Raw genomic sequence first — 16,012 nt, 5'->3', positions numbered from 1 at the left:
GCCCTCCTGACGACATCCGGTCTGCCGGCGCAAACCGGCCTGTTCGCATCGCCTTCAAGTGCCACCCTCAGGCGTAACGCCGCAGCCTCTGGCGCGGTCGCTCGATAGACACGAGCGTCGTTTCATCTAACATTCCTGCGCCGATGTGAGTCTGGATGACGGGTTGATGCGGAGACTGGTTGCGAGTGTCGTGCTGGCGATGGCCGCCATGATATCCTCGGCATCGGCATGGGAGCACTGGGGCGGCGACGCCGGCGGAACGCGTTTTTCACCACTTTCCCAGATCACCCCCGGCAACGTCACGCGCCTCGTCGAGGCGTGGCGTTTTCACACGGGCGATCTGATCACGCGCCCGCCCGCGATGATGCGGCGCTCGAAATTCGAGGCGACGCCGCTGTTGGTCGAGGGCAGCCTGATCTTCTGCACGCCGTTCAACGAAGTGGTGGCGCTAAATCCGGCTACCGGCCGCGTGCGCTGGCGCACCGATCCCGGCATTCCAGCCGATTTCAAGCCGGGCAACCGCTGGGTCTGTCGCGGCGTCACCCACTGGCGCGACCCTCGCGCCGAAGCGAACGCCGCCTGCGCCAGCCGCATCGTGATGGGAACCAACGATGCGCGTGTGATTGCGCTCGATGCGAAAACGGGAGAACGATGCGCAGGCTTCGGCAAGCACGGCGAGATCGAACTCGATCCCGGCATGCCGCTGGACTATGCCGGCGAGTTTCAGGTCACGTCGCCGCCCGTCGTCGCGCGCGACACCATCGTGGTCGGTTCGTCCATCGCCGACAATCGCCGCGTGGATGCGCCGCGCGGCATCGTCCGCGCCTTCGATGCCCGCACGGGCGAGGCGCGCTGGACATGGGATCCGCTGATCCCCGACGGCATCGAGGCCGGCCATGCCAATGTGTGGGCGCCGATGTCGGTCGATATCGACCGCGGCCTCGTCTTTCTGCCGACCTCGTCGCCGAGCCCGGATTTCTACGGCGGCAGGCGGCCGGGCAACGACGCCCACGCCAATTCCGTGGTCGCGCTCAGGATCGAGACCGGCGAACGCGTCTGGGCATTCCAGACCGTGCATCACGATGTCTGGGACTACGATGTTCCGGCGCAGCCGACCCTGGCGCGGATCGATATCGGCGGTGGCCCGCGTGACGTGGTGATCCAGGCCACCAAGATGGGGTTTGTCTTTGTGCTGGACCGTGACACCGGGCAACCCATCTGGCCGGTCGAGGAACGGCCTGTGCCGCAAGGCGCGGTCGCGGGCGAGAGCCTGTCGCCGACGCAGCCGTTTCCGACGCATGTGCCGCCGCTGCTGCCGCAGCGCCTCAACCTCGACAAGCCGTTCGGCGTCACGTTCTGGGATCGCGATGCGTGCGGCGAGCAGCTCAAGTCGGGCCGCTACGACGGCCTGTTCACGCCGCCGTCGACGCAGGGCACACTGCTGTTTCCGATGACTGGCGGCGGCGTCAATTGGGGCGGCGTGGCCTATGATCCCATTCGTCAGGTCATGTTCGCCAATACCAGCCGCGCCGTGCATCGGATCACGCTGATCCCGCGCGCGCAGGCGCAAAACTACAAGCCGCCCTCCGGCACCGAATTCGGACCGCAGCGGGGCGCTCCGTTCGCGATGACGCGGACGCTCGTTACATCGCCGCTCGGCATGCCCTGCAATCCGCCACCGTGGGGCGCCATGGTCGCCGTCGATCTGAAGGACGGCAAGATCCTGTGGGAAAGCCAGGTCGGCACCACCGAGGACATGGCGCCGCTCGGCGTGGCGCTGAAGACCGGCACACCGCTGGTCAGCGGCGTGCTGGCAACCGCAGGCGGCGTCGTCTTCACCGGCGCGATGGACGCCTATCTGCGTGCTTTCGATGCCGCCACTGGCAAGGAGCTCTGGCAGGGCCGGTTGCCCGTACCGGGCGTTGCCAATCCGATGACCTATGCGATCGACGGCGAGCAGTATGTGGTGATCGGTGCCGGCGGTCATTCGGAATCCGGCACTTCCATCGGCGACGGTGTCGTCGCGTTTCGCCTTGCGCGTGACGGCGAGGCGCCTTCGTGGTGGTCGATTTACATCGATCGGCCGGGGGGCAGGCTGCGTGCCGGACTGATGGTCGGTGGTGTGCTCGTGCTGGGGCTACTCGTCGCTTCGGTCGTCTGGTGGACGAGGCGCCGCAGAGCGCGCGTCGCATAGGACATCAAAAAGCCGGCTGGTTCACAGCCGGCTTTCCGGAATTGCTCGGTCGCCTGCGATGTTACGAGCAGGTCGCCTTGCCGCAACGCGCGACGTTGATCTTTTCCTTCAGAGCCTCGACGCCGACGGCGCCGATCACCACTTGGTCGCCGATCACATAGCTGGGCGTGCCGTTCATGCCCATGCTCTCGGCGAGCTTGAAGTTTTCCTCGATGGTGGCGCGCACTTCCGGGCTCGCCATGTCCTTTTCGATCTTCGCCATGTCGAGGCCGGCTTCCTTGGCCGCCGCGAGCGAGCGTGCCTTGTCGGCCTGGCCGCGGCCGCCGAGCAGCTTCTGATGGAAGTCGAGATACTTCTTGCCGGTGGGATCCTGCATGCGCACCGCGACCGCGACCTGCGCGGCTTCCACCGAGCCGGGGCCGAGCACCGGGAATTCCTTCAGCACGATCTTCAGCTTCGGATCGGCCTTCATGATCGTCACCATGTCTTCCATGGCGCGTTTGCAGTAGCCGCAATTGTAGTCGAAGAACTCCACGAAGGTGACGTCGCCGTCCTTGTTGCCGATGGTGACGCCGCGGGGCGAGTTGAAGATCAGATTGGCATTGGCCGAAACAGCGGCCTTATGCTTCTCAGCCTCGGCGGCGGCCTGGCGCTTCTGCAGCTCGGCCGAGACCTCTTCCAGGATTTCCGGATGCTGCAGCAGGTAGTCCTTCATGATCTTCTGAATTTCGCCGCGCTGCGCGTCGTTGAAACTTTGGGCCGAGGCCTTGAGCGGCGCAGCGCACAAAGCGAGCGCCACGGCGGCGGAGGCAAGAAGGCGGAAGGTGCGCATAGGCGAATAATCCTTTGAACGAAAATCGAGTCGGAAGCCGCATTGTCGGGAAGGCTGCTTAGCATTGTTCCAGCGAAATACGTGCAATTTGTGAATACCATCACGGGCAATTCAGGGCAGGAGAGGACCCGTCTAGCTTGCGCGCGCCCCGAACGGCCACGTGAAAACCGGACGCGCATGCAAGGCCGACGCCTTCGTCACGATCTCCGCCGCCGAAGCGACCGCCATTTATGCGCGGGAGTCCGCCGGCAGGAGATCGTGACCAGACTGTCCGAATTGACGGTTGCTGCGAATAAGACCGATATCCGCTGTTGGCATTCGGGATCGTTATGATCCTGTATGCAGGGTGATCGCGGTTGCCGCACCGTCAGAGGAGGCGACCGCTTTCGTAGATGCAACCCGTGCATCACGTTCGACGTCCATCGCGAACGACAGCACCTGGCGCAAGCCGTGCGGCTGTCGGTTTTCGATCGTGAGCGTTCCGCCCTGCCGCTCGACGATCTCCTTGGCGATGGCGAGGCCGAGGCCGGCGCCCGGGATGGCCTGACGCCGGGCCGGATCGACGCGAAAGAAAGGCTCGAAGGCGCTGTCCAAAAACTGTTCGGGAATGCCGGGGCCGTTGTCGTCGATCACCACCCTGGCGCTGGGCCCCTCGGTCTGCACGCTGACGATCGCGCCGCCGCCATGGGTCGCTGCGTTGATGATGAGATTGCGCAGGGCGCGCGTCAGTGCGAGCGGCGATATCTCGACGCGACACGGGGCGAGCCCGGCGATAGTCACTGGCATCTTGATCAGGATGAGGTCGTTGCAGACATCGCGGACGAGCGCATCCAGCGTAACGATCTCGGACCCCTTGCCGACGGTTTCCTCGCGAACGAGCTGAATGGCGCTGTCAGCGATGCGCTCCATTTCGTCGAGATCTTGCAGCCATGCGATACGGTCTCGCTCGTCGAGAAACTCTGCGCGCAAACGCATGCGCGTCATCGGCGTCCGCAGATCGTGTCCGGCCGCGGCCACGAGCCGGATCTTGCTGTCCATCGCTTTCTTCAGGCTCGCGCCCATCATGTTGAGCGCCCTGGCCGTCGCCTTGATCTCCACCGATCCTTCTTCTTTCACATCCGGCAACACACCGTCCCTGCCGACGGACAGTGCCATGGTCTGCAGAAGCTTGAGCTGTCGGGTGGTCTGATGTGAGACGGTGAGCGCCACGCCGATCACGCCGACCGCAATCAGCAACATCCATCCCGCAAGGCCGTACCAGACTTCGGGGGGCGGCGCGTGCTCCGGGGTCGGCCAGCTCAGCCATCCGTTCCCCATCTTGATCGATGCCCATCGACGGCCGTCCGGTGTTTCCTTGACGAGGGTGTCGAACGGGCTGCGCGATTTCTGGAATGCCGCCTGCAGCTGCGCAGTTTGTTTTTCGAGGGTCTTGCCCTCGACGGGCGCGGGCTGGAGATGGAAAATCGCGCTATTGCCTTGGACCGTGATGTTCTTGGAGAATGCAGCGACACGGGAGGTCAGATCGTCGCGGAACGTCCGTTCGACCAGGCTCAGGGTCATTTTCGACATCACGATGCTGGCAAGAATAACCACGCTCAACACGGAGCCGACCAGCATCAGCGAGAATCTGAGCCTGATCGAATTCATGAGTCAGCGCCCATCATTTCAACGCGCGCCGTGAACATATAGCCGCCGTTGCGGATGGTCTTGATCAGGAGATCGCTGTCGCCCATTTTCTTGCGCAGCCGGCTCATCAACACATCGACCGAGCGATCGAAGACGTCGTCCGATTTGCGGTTCGTCAATCCAATGAGCTGGTCGCGCGACAGCAGTCGCCCCGGTCGTTTGACGAGCACGGTGAGCAGTTCGAATTCGGCTGTGGTGAGGTCTATGGATTCCCCGCTGTCATGCATCAGCTGGCGGGTGCCGGGTCGAAGCGTGAATCCGCTGAAGCGATATTCGCGCACTTGCGCCAGCTGGATGTCCTGCGTCACCCGGCGCCGGAGCACGGCGCGGATGCGGGCGAGCAGTTCGCGCGGATTGAAGGGCTTGCCAAGATAATCGTCGGCGCCGATTTCGAGGCCGATGATCCGGTCGATATCCTCCTTCAGCGCCGTCAGAAGGATAACGGGCACTTCGGACCCGTCACGTCTGAGGTCCTGGCAGATATTCAGCCCCGATCCATCCGGCAGCAGGACATCGAGCACGATGAGGCTGATCTCGTTGTTCTGCAGGCTCTCGTTCATGGTGCGTCGGTCCGATGCAATCGACACGCGATAGCCTTGCTCGGTCAGATAGCGCCCCAGCAGTTTCCGTATTTCGAGATCGTCATCGACGATGAGGATGTGCGACATGTTCTGCATCGAAGGTACCGGCTTTTGGCAGCATGCACCCCGCGGGGAGGCCGGTCGCAGCATATCGGCTCCGGCCATGGATGCGCCACTGCCTGTCGTGTGGGCGGTTAGTGGGGCACTGGTTTCGCATCGTCGCTCCATTCCGGAGGTGCGCCCATTCTACCGCCGATGAATGCGGGGACGCCGGTACGTCCGAAGGCGTCGCACGCAGCATATTTCGGCTTTCCGCCGAATGCCGACTGCACGCGCTGCATGCTCGGCAGAGCCAGCCTGTTGTCGAACGGATTGCTGCCGGTGATGAGCAGCTTGCTGAAATCGGCGCCGAACTCGCAGGCGAGGTCGTAGGCGTCGCCCGATGCCGCGACGCGCGGCTTGCTTGTCAGCATGTCGGCGCGGCGTGCGTGGATACAGAGAAGCTTCAGGACGATGCTGGTCGTCGTCGCGCGCATAAGAATGCCCCCGGGGTTGTGCAGACGCGGCGTAGCGCCAGAAATTGTCGCGTAGATTGCAGAACGTTGCTGTGGGGGTGCCGTTTGTTGCACTTTATGTCAGCCGGCGGGGGCAACGGCTCGTGGACCTGACTGTGCGTCGCATAAATCGGGCATCTTCGCTTGTTCGGCCCGCGGCTCGCGCTATGTCTGCCGGCTGGCGTGATCGTAGGATGGGTTGAGCGCAGCGATACCCATCACCCCCTACGCCCGGCATTGATGGGTATCGCTGCGCTCAACCCATCCTGCGGACGTCAATTGGTGCTATTCTCATCGGCGTGAGGTCTCGGGGGAGGGGCACTGGTGACAAGTTACCGCCGCAGCGTCGTTTCGGGAGGCTGCTTCTTCTTCACGGTCAATCTCGCGGATCGGCGGCGGCAGTTGCTGACCGAACATGCGGATCATTTGCGCGGCGCTTTTCGTTCGGTGCGACGGCCTTTCACGATGGATGCGATCGTGGTGTTGCCGGATCATCTACATGCGATCTGGACGCTGCCGGAGGGTGACGCGGATTTCGCCACACGCTGGCGGCTAATCAAGGCGTATTTCTCGCGGCACGTGGCCCTTGGCGAGGACGTGTCGAGAAGCCGGATATTGAGAGGCGAACGCGGCATCTGGCAGCGCCGGTTCTGGGAACACACGATCCGGGATGAACGCGACTACGAGCGTCATGTTGACTACATCCATTTCAATCCGGTGAAACACGGGCATGTCACGCGGGTGAGGGACTGGCCTTATTCGTCGTTTCACCGCTTTGTCGCGCGTGGGATTTATCCCAAGGATTGGGCGGGAGATGTATCCGAAATCGGCGTCAGTTTCGGCGAACGCCCCGATCCGTAGACGGCTCGCAGCGCGTAGGATGGGTAGAGCGCAGCGATCCCCATCACCGCAAGCGCCCAGCTCCGATGGGTATCGCTCCGGCGCTGCGCGCCTGCGCTCAACCCATCCTACCTCCGGCCGAGAACGGCGGAGTGCCCATTCAAGACCTGCAATGGCACTGCGCTGTCGCGAAGACATCGCGCAATAGTAGCGCGACCGATCGATGGGCTTTCGTCTCACCCCAACCAACCGCGATCTAGGATGACTGGCTAACCAGTTCCTTGCGCTCACTTGCATGTTTCAGCTTGCCGAGCATGGAAGCCGCATAGGCCGCATAAGGACCGATCCAGCGTTCGTGGATGGCGTGGATCGGCAGCGCGTCGAGCTGGTTCCATCGCTCGCGCCCGCGGCGCTCGATGATGAGGAGGCCGGCTTCGTCCAAAACTTTTAGATGTTGCATCACCGTGCAGCGATCCAGCTCGGGAAACAGCTCGCATAGCATTCCCGTCGTCTTGGCGCCTGTCTTGAGCGCATCGACCATCCGCCGCCGTGCACGATGGGCCAGAGCCCGGAACAACAGGTCGTCTTTCTCGTCATTTGACATGTTATAAATATATAACCTATTGTCGAATGAAACAAGAGGAGGATGTCCATGGCACCGAGGTTCACCATCAAGGGGCGGATCGCCAAGCCCGTCAGCGAAGTGTTCGAGGCTGTCGTCAATCCCGAGCAATTGTCGGAATTTTTCACGACCGGCGGTGCGAAAGGACGGCTGGAAACCGGGGCCGTCGTGACCTGGGATTTCCACGATTTCCCCGGCGCCTTTCCGGTTCATGTCACCGAGGTTGAGAAGGACAGGCGGATCGTGCTGCGCTGGGACGGCGAGGCCACTGCAGTCGAAGCCGACGCTTCGGGGAGCAACAATACGAAGGTCACGATGACTTTCGCCTCCACCGATGACGGTCGGACGCTGGTCGAGATCACGGAAGAGGGATGGCTGGATAACCCGGAAGGACGTTCGGCATCCTACGGCAATTGCGAAGGATGGACGGGCATGTTGTGCGCCATGAAAGTCTGGCTCGAACACGGCATCCATCTCCGCGACGGATTTTACAAGTAGCAAGTAACCGCGGGACGGATATCGCTGCGCTCAACCGCTCCTACTTCATCTTCGCCGCAATGATATCGTCCGCCTTCACCCAGCCGGGCGTGCCCACCGCAAACCGTGCCTTCGCACGCGAGGCGAGATCGCGCGCGGTCTTGTTGTCGCCACGCAAGAATGCGGCCTGCGCCGATGCCAGATCCGCTTCCGCGAGTTCGCCCTTGCGGCCATAGGCCATGGCGAGCTGCTGGTAACCCGCCGATGCTTCGCCTTCGCGGGCGATGGCGGCCTTGAGAATGCGAATGGCTTCGTCGGTATAGGCCTTGTTGTCGGTTGCGACGAGGGCCTGGCCGAGCATCATTTCGATCAGTGGCGCGTTGCTCGACAGCTGGACGGCGCGGCGCAGGGGGGCGATCGCCTCGTTGGGCTTGCCGCCTTCGAGCAGGGCCTGGCCGCGCAATTCGTGGAAATACGGATTGTTCGGCTGCGCCTTGATGAGCTGGTCGATCTGTCCGATGGCGACCGTGAGATCGCCATGGCGATAGGTGGCGATGGCGCGGGCATATTGCGCGGGCAGGCTGGTGTCGGATGGCGGATAGCGGCGCAGCACGGTGTCGCGCTGCTCCATGAAACCCGAGGTTTTCGCGCGCATCAAATCGTGGCGCAGCTGCAGCGCCGGGTCGTCCTTCTTGTCCCAATAGGGGCTGGCCTTGGCGAGCTCTTCGAGCGCGGCGACACGTTCCTGCGGCATCGGATGCGACTGCATGTAGGGATCGCTGCCGCGCGCCGCGAACAGGCTGTCTGACGAGAAGCGCTTAAAGGTCTCGTACATGCCTTTCGCGGATTGGCCGGTCTGCGTCAGATATTTGACCCCGGCACGGTCCGCATTTTCTTCATGCTGGCGCTGATAGGCGAGCATGGTGTTCATCATCATCGCCTGCGGCGCGGCCACCGCGGCGGCGCCGACATTGCTCATGTTGCTATTGGAATTGCCGCCGCGCGCGCCAGCCGCCATGGCGCCGACGCCCAGCAGCATGGCAATGATCATCTGCGTCTGCGCTTCGGCGAGGCGCTGGCGCAGTTTCGACAGATGGCCGCCGGCGAGATGGCCGGTTTCATGCGCGAGCACGCCGATGATCTGGTTCGGCGTCTGTGACTGCATCAGCGCGCCGTAATTGACGAAGATGCGGCGACCGTCAGCGACGAAGGCGTTGAACGTCGGATTGTTGATGATGACGACCTGGATGTTCTGCTTCTCGAGCCCGGCGGCGCGCAGGATCGGGCGCGTATAGTCGCGCAGGAGCTGCTCGATCTCGGCATCGCGCAGCAGGCGCACGTCGCCCTGCTGGGGGCTGGCGGGAAGCGGCGCCAGCGCGATCGCGGCGGCGGTGAGCAGGGCAGTCAGCCGGGAGAACAGCCGGGGTGCAGCCTTTTGAGGCTGCAGGTGCAGGTCTTTCATCATTGGCCGGGGTCCGGATTCGCGATAAGCCGGTACAGTTCAATATTGCGGCGGGAGCGCGGCGCGCCTGTCCGCAGCGGTTTTCTCGCCGCGCAGATAGCAGATTTCCAGGTTCGATACGATGTCCGATACGATCCTCCGTGCGCGCGCCAAGAGTCTCCTGACGGCATCCGGTCGCAGCGACGTTCCCTCCTTCATGGTGATGGATGTGATGGCCGCCGCAGCCCGCATCGAGGCATCGGGCGGCCATGTGATCCATATGGAGGTCGGCCAGCCCGCCGCACCGGCGCCGCAGACGGCGATCAAGGCGGCGCAGGAAGCGCTGGCGCGGGGACAGGTTGAATATACTGCCGCGCTTGGCACGCCATCGCTGCGCGCGCGCATCGCACGGCATTATCGCGACGCTTATGGCTGCGACGTCGATCCCGGGCAGATCGTGGTGACGACCGGCTCGTCGGGCGCGTTCATTCTCGCTTTCCTTGCGCTGTTCGAGCCGGGTGATCGCGTCGCCATCACAGCCCCCGGCTATCCGCCGTATCGGCACATTCTCACCGCGCTCGGCTGCGAGCCGGTATTGATCGAGACGCATGCGGAGACGCGCCATGCGTTGACCGGCGAAGCCCTGCTTGCCGAGCATCGTAAGAAGCCGTTGAAGGGCGTGCTGGTCGCAAGCCCCGCCAATCCCACCGGCACCATGATGTCGCGGGAAGCTTTGAGCAGTCTGATCGCCGCCGCCGAGAGCGAAGGCATCCGCTTCATCTCCGACGAAATCTATCACGGCCTCGATTATGCATTTCCGGCAGTGACGGCGGCGGAACTGTCGCCCAATGCGCTCATCATCAATTCATTCTCGAAATACTTCTGCATGACCGGCTGGCGGGTCGGCTGGATGGTGGTGCCGCCGCCGCTTGTTCGCTCCATGGAACGGTTGCAGCAGAATCTGTCCATCTCGGTTCCCACCTTGTCCCAGATCGCGGCCGAGGCCGCGTTCGAAGGGGCGGCGGAGATGGAGGAAATCAAGCACGGCTATCAGGAGAACCGCCGCATTCTAACCACCGGATTGCCGCAAGGCGGCCTCACGGATTTCTTGCCGGCGGACGGTGCATTCTATCTTTACGCGAATGTTTCGCGCTTTACCGACGACAGCTTCGAATTCGCCAAACAGATGCTCGAACAGGCCCATGTGGCCGCGACGCCGGGCGCCGATTTCGATCCGTTCCACGGTAAGTCCTTCATCCGCCTCTCTTATGCGCGCTCCAGCGCGGAGATGCAGGATGCCGTCGCGCGCATCTGCAAGTGGCTGGCCTGAGATGAGCGTGCAATCTCCGATCGCAGCGGTCCTGTGGCCGTCCAGCGGCAAACCAGCGGCCGCCTTGTGGCGCGCGGCCATCCTCGCCGTCGCCGGCGTCGTGCTTCTGGCCCTGTCGGCCAAGGTGAACCTGCCGCTGCCGTTCGTGCCGATGACGCTGCAGACACTGGTCGTTCTGATGGTCGGGGCCGCCTATGGCTGGCGGCTGGGGACAGCGACCCTCGTGCTTTATCTTATTGTCGGTGCTTGCGGATTGCCCGTTTTTGCCGGTCCGGCAGGGGGGCTGAAACCGCTGTTCGGGGCAACCGCGGGCTTTCTGTTCGGCTTCGTCGTCGCGGCCTTCATCACCGGCTGGCTGGCCGAGCGCGGTTGGGATCGCTCGGTCGGCTGGCTGTTCATCGCCATGGCCATCGGACATTTCGTCATCCTTGCAATGGGTTGGGCCTGGCTCGCCTTCGGCGTCGGGCTCGGAATCGGCAAGGCGCTGATCGTCGGCGTAACGCCGTTCCTGGTCGGCGCGCTGCTGAAGAATGCGATCGGTGCATTGCTCATTCCGCTCGCCTATGGTGCGGCGGGGCGTCGCAACAACTAGGCGTGTATTCGACCAATTGCTCGCCTGATCGGATATTTTATTCCGTATGGCGGGTTGCGGGTGCGACATTCTTGCGTGTAAGGACCCCCAGTTTTGCGACGAACTGGGAGATAACGTTCGATGTCGGTGACTACCGTGGCGCCTCATGCGGGCGTCTCAGAGGCGAAAAAGCCCTGGTACAAGGTCCTCTATATTCAGGTGCTGATCGCCATCGTTATCGGCGTGCTGGTCGGATGGCTGGAGCCCAAGTTCGCGACCAATGACTGGATCAAGGCGCTCGGCGACGGCTTCATCAAGCTGATCAAGATGGTGATCGCGCCGATCATCTTCTGCACTGTCGTCTCCGGCATCGCGCATATCCAGGACGCCAAGAAGGTCGGCCGCGTTGGCATCAAGGCGTTGGTCTATTTCGAGATCGTCTCGACCTTCGCGCTGCTGCTCGGCCTGGTCATGGGCAATATCTTTCAGGTTGGCCATGGCCTGACAGCGAAGGTCGATCCCACCAATGCGGCTGTCGCCGGTTACGTGAAGCAGGCGGAAGCGCAGAAGTCGGTGGACTTCGTGCTCAACATCATTCCGGACAGCGTCGTCGGCGCTTTCGCCAAGGGCGACATCCTGCAGGTGCTGCTGTTCGCGATCCTGTTCGGCTTCGCGCTGATGGCGCTAGGCGAGCGCGGCCACAAGCTTCGCGACATCATCGATGATGCGTCGCATGCCGTTTTCGGTGTCATCGCCATCGTCATGAAAGCGGCGCCGATCGGCGCGTTCGGTGCGATGGCCTATACGATCGGCAAGTTCGGCCCGGCCGCGCTGACCAACCTGTTCAGCCTGATCCTGCTGTTCTACGGGACTGCGTTGCTGTTCGTGGTGGTCGTGCTCGGCATCATCGCGCGCATCGTCGGCTTCAGCATCTTCAAGTTCATCCGCTACATCAAGGACGAGCTTCTGATCGTGCTCGGCACGTCGTCTTCGGAAAGCGCGCTGCCGCAGCTGATGGAAAAGCTGCAGCGTCTCGGCTGCTCGAAGTCCGTCGTCGGCCTCGTGGTCCCGACCGGCTATTCGTTCAATCTCGACGGCACCAATATCTACATGACGCTGGCGACGCTGTTCATCGCACAGGCGCTTGGCGTTGAGCTGTCTTTCGGTCAGCAGATCACGATTCTGATCGTGGCGATGCTGACCTCGAAGGGGGCCTCGGGCGTCACCGGCGCCGGCTTCATCACCCTCGCGGCAACCCTGGCCGTGGTCGATCCGCGCCTCGTGCCGGGCATGGCAATCGTATTCTCGATCGACAAGTTCATGAGCGAGGTTCGCGCGCTCACCAACATCACCGGCAACGGCATCGCAGCCGTGTTCGTGTCGTGGTGGGAAGGCGAGCTCGACAAGGAGACGATGCACGCCCGGCTGAACCAGGACATCGATCCGTCCGATGTCGAAACGGCGATCACGACGGGCTGAGCGCACACCCGACCCGCAATTCGAAAGCCGCCCGGTTTTGCCGGGCGGCTTTTTGTTTTCCGATAGTCGATTGGCGTGGCTAAGAACGCCGATCAGGGCTTTGCCTGATCGTCACGCAGCGTTAGCGCTCAGCTATTCCCGCCACCAAAAGCACGTGACCACCAACCGGCCTTGCGCGGGGCCTCGGTGCCCGGCACCGGAGCTGACGGCGTGACCGCAGCTGGCTCTTCGACAACAGTGACGGGCGCTGATGCTTCCGGTTCGGCAGGGACCGGAGTGGAGGTCGCGAAGCTCACCTTCTCACGTACCGTGGACCGGCGGCGGGCCGGCTTCTCGTCTTCCTGCGCAGGTGTGGCAGGCTCGGAAGCAGCGGCAACCGGCGTGGCCGGAGCAGGCTCGGCGGGCGCGAACACCGGGACCGAGTCATGGTCGCGCGTCGGCGCCTGGACCGGCTGAGCTTCGACGCTCGGCTGGTCGCCGTGACCGTTATGGCCGCCTTCGAGATCGGCGACGGCGACGCTTGCTTCGGACTCCGAGGGACCCGCGAGTTCGTCGGCGATCGAGCCAGCGAGACCTTCCTCGTTGCCTTCATGGCGCTCACCACGCCGGCGGCGACCACCACGACGGCCGCGGCGGCGCGGACGGCGCTCTCCATCCGCAGATTGATCGTCGCGCGCCTCGCGCGGTTGATCGTCGGCCTCGTCGTCTTCGGCTTCGGCTTCGTCGCCGGCGGGTTCACCAACGGCTTCGATGGCCCCGTCCGTCATGACATGGGTATCGCTGACCTGAATATCGCTCGCTTCGCGGGTCTCGCCCGAACGGCCGCGACGGCGACGACGACGGCGGCGCTTGCGATCGCCGCCTTCGCTGTCGGCAGAGGCTTCGGACGTACCGTCCTCGTCATTGAGACCTTCGGTCTCTTCGGTTTCGATTTCGGCTTCCGTCTCGAACAATTCTTCGTCGTCGTAGGGCTCTTCCTCGGGCGCCGGCGGCAGATTGGCGAGCTGTGCCGCGAGCAGGGCCTTGGCCGCTTCGAGCGTGTGGACCTGTTCTCCGCGGTCGATCACATAGGACTGCTGGCCGGTGACATTCGCATCGGCAAGGATCGCGATCGTGACCTGGAAGCTCTCTTCGAGATCGCGCAGGTGGCCACGCTTGTGGTTCAGCACATAGAGGGCGACATCGCTGCGGGTGCGGACGACGAGATTATGCGTCGCGCCCTTCATGAGGACCTCTTCGACGCCACGCAGAAGCTGCAGCGCGACCGACGAGACCGAGCGGACATGACCGGTGCCGCCGCAATGCGCGCAGATCTCGGTGGAGCTTTCGAGCACGCTGGCGCGGATGCGCTGACGCGACATCTCCAGCAGGCCGAAATGCGAGATGCGGCCCACCTGGATACGGGCGCGATCCTGCCGCAGGCAGTCGCTGAGCTTGCGCTCGACCGCGCGGTTGTTGCGCTTCTCGTCCATGTCGATGAAGTCGATCACGATCAGGCCGGCGAGGTCGCGCAGGCGGAGCTGACGCGCGACTTCCTCGGCTGCTTCGAGATTGGTCTTCAGCGCGGTGTCTTCGATGTGATGCTCGCGGGTCGAACGACCCGAGTTCACGTCGATGGAGACGAGGGCTTCGGTCTGGTTGATGACGATATAGCCACCGGACTTAAGCTGCACGGTCGGCGTGAACATAGCGTCGAGCTGGCTTTCGACGCCCATGCGCGAGAACAGCGGCTGGCCGTCGCGATACAGCTTCACGGCGCGCGTGTTGCTCGGCATCAGCATGTGCATGAAGTCGCGCGCTTCGTGATAGCCGGCTTCACCGGCAACCTGAATCTCGTCGATCTCCTTGTTGTAGAGATCGCGCAGCGAGCGCTTGATCAGCGAACCTTCCTCGTAGACGAGGGTCGGGGCCTGCGACTTCAGCGTCATGTCGCGGACGGTTTCCCACATCCGGATCAGATATTCGAAGTCGCGCTTGATCTCCGGCTTGGAGCGGGACGCACCTGCGGTGCGCAGGATGATGCCCATGCCCTCCGGCACGTCGAGATCGGAGACGACTTCCTTCAGGCGCGAACGATCCTGCGCCGAGGTGATTTTTCGCGAGATGCCGCCGCCGCGCGCGGTGTTCGGCATCAACACGGCATAGCGGCCGGCGAGCGACAGATAGGTGGTGAGAGCCGCGCCCTTGTTGCCGCGCTCTTCCTTGACCACCTGCACCAGCATCACCTGGCGGCGCTTGATGACTTCCTGGATCTTGTACTGGCGGCGTGGACGGAAGGCGCGCTCCGGTACTTCCTCCAACACGTCGTCGCCGCCGACGGACTCGACCTGATCCTCTTCGGCTTCTTCTTCGTCGTCCTCGTCTTCGTCCTCATCGTCCTCGGCATCGTCGCCTTCGGCCGCGTGGACACCCTCGGCGTTCACGTCGTGGGCCGCGGCTTCGTCTGCGTTGATCTCGGCTGGGTGTTCGTCGTTCGCCGCGATCGCGGCCTGCTCAGCCGATTCGTCCTGCGCCGCGACAGCGACGGGCTCACTGATCTCGGCGGCCGCCGTTTCGGTGGGAGCGACTTCGGTGGGAGCGGCGGGCTGTTCGTTATGCGTTTCGGCGACGACGACCCGTTCGGACGCGACAATGTGGTCGGGCGCATCAAAGCGTGCCGGTACGAAGCCCAGGAACTCCTCGTGCGGCTGTTCGGCCTGCGACGCATCGATGACGGCGCCTTCGACGACACCGCTGCGCACGCGTTCGCCCCGGTCGCGGCGTCGCGAGTTGCGGTGGCGCGAGCGGCGACGGCTGGAGCGGCGCTCGCTCTCTTCCTCGGCTTCGCGATGTGCGGCCTCGTCGGCCTCGATCAGCGCCTGACGGTCGGCCGTCGGAATTTGATAGTAATCCGGATGGATTTCGCTGAAGGCGAGGAAGCCATGGCGGTTGCCGCCATACTCGATGAAGGCGGCCTGCAGCGATGGCTCAACGCGTGTGACCTTGGCGAGATAGATGTTTCCGCGGAGCTGCTTGCGCTGCGCTGTCTCGAAATCAAATTCCTCGACGCGATTGCCGCGAACCACGACGACCCGGGTCTCCTCGGGATGCGTCGCATCGATCAACATTTTGTTTGGCATGGAAGGACTCATGGCGGCGGAATGCCCGCGTGGCGGCAAGCGCGTCTGGCGCGGCCGGGTGACGCGAGGGTCCACCTGATTCTGGGGTGAGGGGAAGGCCGAAGCGCTCACCGTCGCGCCGTGACAACTGTAAGGTTGCCGGATGCGAGAGCCGCGTAGAAAACCGCACGAAGCGGAAGCTTCGCATCGGCGTCCCCAGGCGGGTCTCGGTCGGCATCACAGTCTGGCGCATCAAGCGTCGGCCCGTCTAAACTTTTGGGCGGCAAAGGCACCGCCTGCGCTGACG

At 63.4% G+C, this 16,012-nt stretch carries 13 protein-coding genes; 6 read left to right on the top strand and 7 right to left on the bottom strand.

Annotation, left to right across the window (positions count from 1 at the left end; all coding sequences use genetic code 11):
- Positions 1-166 precede the first annotated feature (166 nt).
- On the top strand, positions 167-2,194 hold the full coding sequence (locus E0H22_RS15320) for a pyrroloquinoline quinone-dependent dehydrogenase (protein WP_233021872.1): 2,028 nt from the start codon (positions 167-169) through the stop codon (positions 2,192-2,194).
- Between the two features lie 61 nt (positions 2,195-2,255).
- Here E0H22_RS15320 and E0H22_RS15315 read toward each other — a convergent pair whose 3' ends face one another.
- From E0H22_RS15315 to E0H22_RS15300, 4 genes are all read right to left on the bottom strand, one after another.
- Positions 2,256-3,026 (bottom strand): DsbA family protein, encoded by a 771-nt coding sequence (locus E0H22_RS15315; protein ID WP_233021871.1) that lies wholly within the window; start codon positions 3,024-3,026, stop codon positions 2,256-2,258.
- Positions 3,027-3,353: 327 nt separating this feature from the next.
- Positions 3,354-4,673, bottom strand: a complete 1,320-nt coding sequence (locus E0H22_RS15310; RefSeq protein WP_233021870.1) for an ATP-binding protein — start codon at positions 4,671-4,673, stop codon at positions 3,354-3,356.
- Positions 4,670-5,380: a response regulator gene (locus E0H22_RS15305; RefSeq protein ID WP_347340793.1), complete on the bottom strand. Its 711-nt coding sequence runs from the start codon at positions 5,378-5,380 to the stop codon at positions 4,670-4,672. The genes E0H22_RS15310 and E0H22_RS15305 overlap by 4 nt, the downstream gene beginning before the upstream one ends.
- 107 nt (positions 5,381-5,487) lie before the next feature.
- The gene (locus tag E0H22_RS15300; protein ID WP_233021868.1) at positions 5,488-5,829 is read right to left on the bottom strand and encodes a hypothetical protein; all 342 of its coding nucleotides are present in this window, start codon (positions 5,827-5,829) and stop codon (positions 5,488-5,490) included.
- A 342-nt stretch (positions 5,830-6,171) separates the two neighbouring features.
- Between E0H22_RS15300 and E0H22_RS15295 the strand changes: the two genes are divergently transcribed.
- Positions 6,172-6,708, top strand: coding sequence for an REP-associated tyrosine transposase (locus E0H22_RS15295; protein ID WP_233021867.1), 537 nt, complete (start codon positions 6,172-6,174; stop codon positions 6,706-6,708).
- Positions 6,709-6,943: 235 nt separating this feature from the next.
- On the opposite strand, the gene E0H22_RS15290 is transcribed toward E0H22_RS15295, so the two are convergent.
- Positions 6,944-7,291 (bottom strand): ArsR/SmtB family transcription factor, encoded by a 348-nt coding sequence (locus E0H22_RS15290; protein WP_233021866.1) that lies wholly within the window; start codon positions 7,289-7,291, stop codon positions 6,944-6,946.
- A 48-nt stretch (positions 7,292-7,339) separates the two neighbouring features.
- On the opposite strand from E0H22_RS15290, the gene E0H22_RS15285 reads away from it, so the two are divergent.
- Positions 7,340-7,807, top strand: coding sequence for an SRPBCC family protein (locus E0H22_RS15285; RefSeq protein ID WP_233021865.1), 468 nt, complete (start codon positions 7,340-7,342; stop codon positions 7,805-7,807).
- Positions 7,808-7,847: 40 nt separating this feature from the next.
- On the opposite strand, the gene E0H22_RS15280 is transcribed toward E0H22_RS15285, so the two are convergent.
- Entirely contained in the window at positions 7,848-9,248 is a 1,401-nt protein-coding gene (locus E0H22_RS15280) for a M48 family metalloprotease (RefSeq protein WP_430715278.1), read from the bottom strand.
- Positions 9,249-9,369: 121 nt separating this feature from the next.
- Here E0H22_RS15280 and E0H22_RS15275 point away from each other — a divergent pair, with 121 nt between their 5' ends.
- The 3 genes from E0H22_RS15275 (at position 9,370) to E0H22_RS15265 (ending at position 12,607) form a co-directional block, all read left to right on the top strand.
- Positions 9,370-10,557, top strand: a complete 1,188-nt coding sequence (locus E0H22_RS15275; protein ID WP_233021863.1) for a pyridoxal phosphate-dependent aminotransferase — start codon at positions 9,370-9,372, stop codon at positions 10,555-10,557.
- 1 nt (position 10,558) lies between these two features.
- Positions 10,559-11,149 carry a biotin transporter BioY gene (locus E0H22_RS15270; protein WP_233021862.1) on the top strand — a complete coding sequence of 197 codons (591 nt, stop codon included), beginning with the start codon at positions 10,559-10,561 and terminating at the stop codon, positions 11,147-11,149.
- A 120-nt stretch (positions 11,150-11,269) separates the two neighbouring features.
- The gene (locus E0H22_RS15265) at positions 11,270-12,607 is read left to right on the top strand and encodes a dicarboxylate/amino acid:cation symporter (protein WP_233021861.1); all 1,338 of its coding nucleotides are present in this window, start codon (positions 11,270-11,272) and stop codon (positions 12,605-12,607) included.
- A gap of 128 nt (positions 12,608-12,735) precedes the next feature.
- Here the strand turns inward: E0H22_RS15265 and E0H22_RS15260 are convergent, their stop codons facing one another.
- Entirely contained in the window at positions 12,736-15,726 is a 2,991-nt protein-coding gene (locus E0H22_RS15260; protein ID WP_233021860.1) for an Rne/Rng family ribonuclease, read from the bottom strand.
- Positions 15,727-16,012 lie beyond the last annotated feature (286 nt).

Source organism: Rhodopseudomonas boonkerdii (assembly GCF_021184025.1).
Taxonomy (GTDB): Bacteria; Pseudomonadota; Alphaproteobacteria; order Rhizobiales; family Xanthobacteraceae; genus Tardiphaga; species Tardiphaga boonkerdii.
This window is presented reverse-complemented; position numbering and strand designations above follow the sequence as displayed.

What these genes read in the sequence shown, in the direction of transcription:
- E0H22_RS15320 (WP_233021872.1), top strand. Translation starts at nt 167, where the DNA reads ATGCGGAGACTGGTTGCGAGTGTCGTGCTGGCGATGGCCGCCATGATA.
- E0H22_RS15315 (WP_233021871.1), bottom strand. Translation starts at nt 3,026, where the DNA reads ATGCGCACCTTCCGCCTTCTTGCCTCCGCCGCCGTGGCGCTCGCTTTG.
- E0H22_RS15310 (WP_233021870.1), bottom strand. Translation starts at nt 4,673, where the DNA reads ATGAATTCGATCAGGCTCAGATTCTCGCTGATGCTGGTCGGCTCCGTG.
- E0H22_RS15305 (WP_347340793.1), bottom strand. Translation starts at nt 5,380, where the DNA reads ATGTCGCACATCCTCATCGTCGATGACGATCTCGAAATACGGAAACTG.
- E0H22_RS15300 (WP_233021868.1), bottom strand. Translation starts at nt 5,829, where the DNA reads ATGCGCGCGACGACGACCAGCATCGTCCTGAAGCTTCTCTGTATCCAC.
- E0H22_RS15290 (WP_233021866.1), bottom strand. Translation starts at nt 7,291, where the DNA reads ATGTCAAATGACGAGAAAGACGACCTGTTGTTCCGGGCTCTGGCCCAT.
- E0H22_RS15285 (WP_233021865.1), top strand. Translation starts at nt 7,340, where the DNA reads ATGGCACCGAGGTTCACCATCAAGGGGCGGATCGCCAAGCCCGTCAGC.
- E0H22_RS15280 (WP_430715278.1), bottom strand. Translation starts at nt 9,248, where the DNA reads ATGAAAGACCTGCACCTGCAGCCTCAAAAGGCTGCACCCCGGCTGTTC.
- E0H22_RS15275 (WP_233021863.1), top strand. Translation starts at nt 9,370, where the DNA reads ATGTCCGATACGATCCTCCGTGCGCGCGCCAAGAGTCTCCTGACGGCA.
- E0H22_RS15270 (WP_233021862.1), top strand. Translation starts at nt 10,559, where the DNA reads ATGAGCGTGCAATCTCCGATCGCAGCGGTCCTGTGGCCGTCCAGCGGC.
- E0H22_RS15265 (WP_233021861.1), top strand. Translation starts at nt 11,270, where the DNA reads ATGTCGGTGACTACCGTGGCGCCTCATGCGGGCGTCTCAGAGGCGAAA.
- E0H22_RS15260 (WP_233021860.1), bottom strand. Translation starts at nt 15,726, where the DNA reads ATGCCAAACAAAATGTTGATCGATGCGACGCATCCCGAGGAGACCCGG.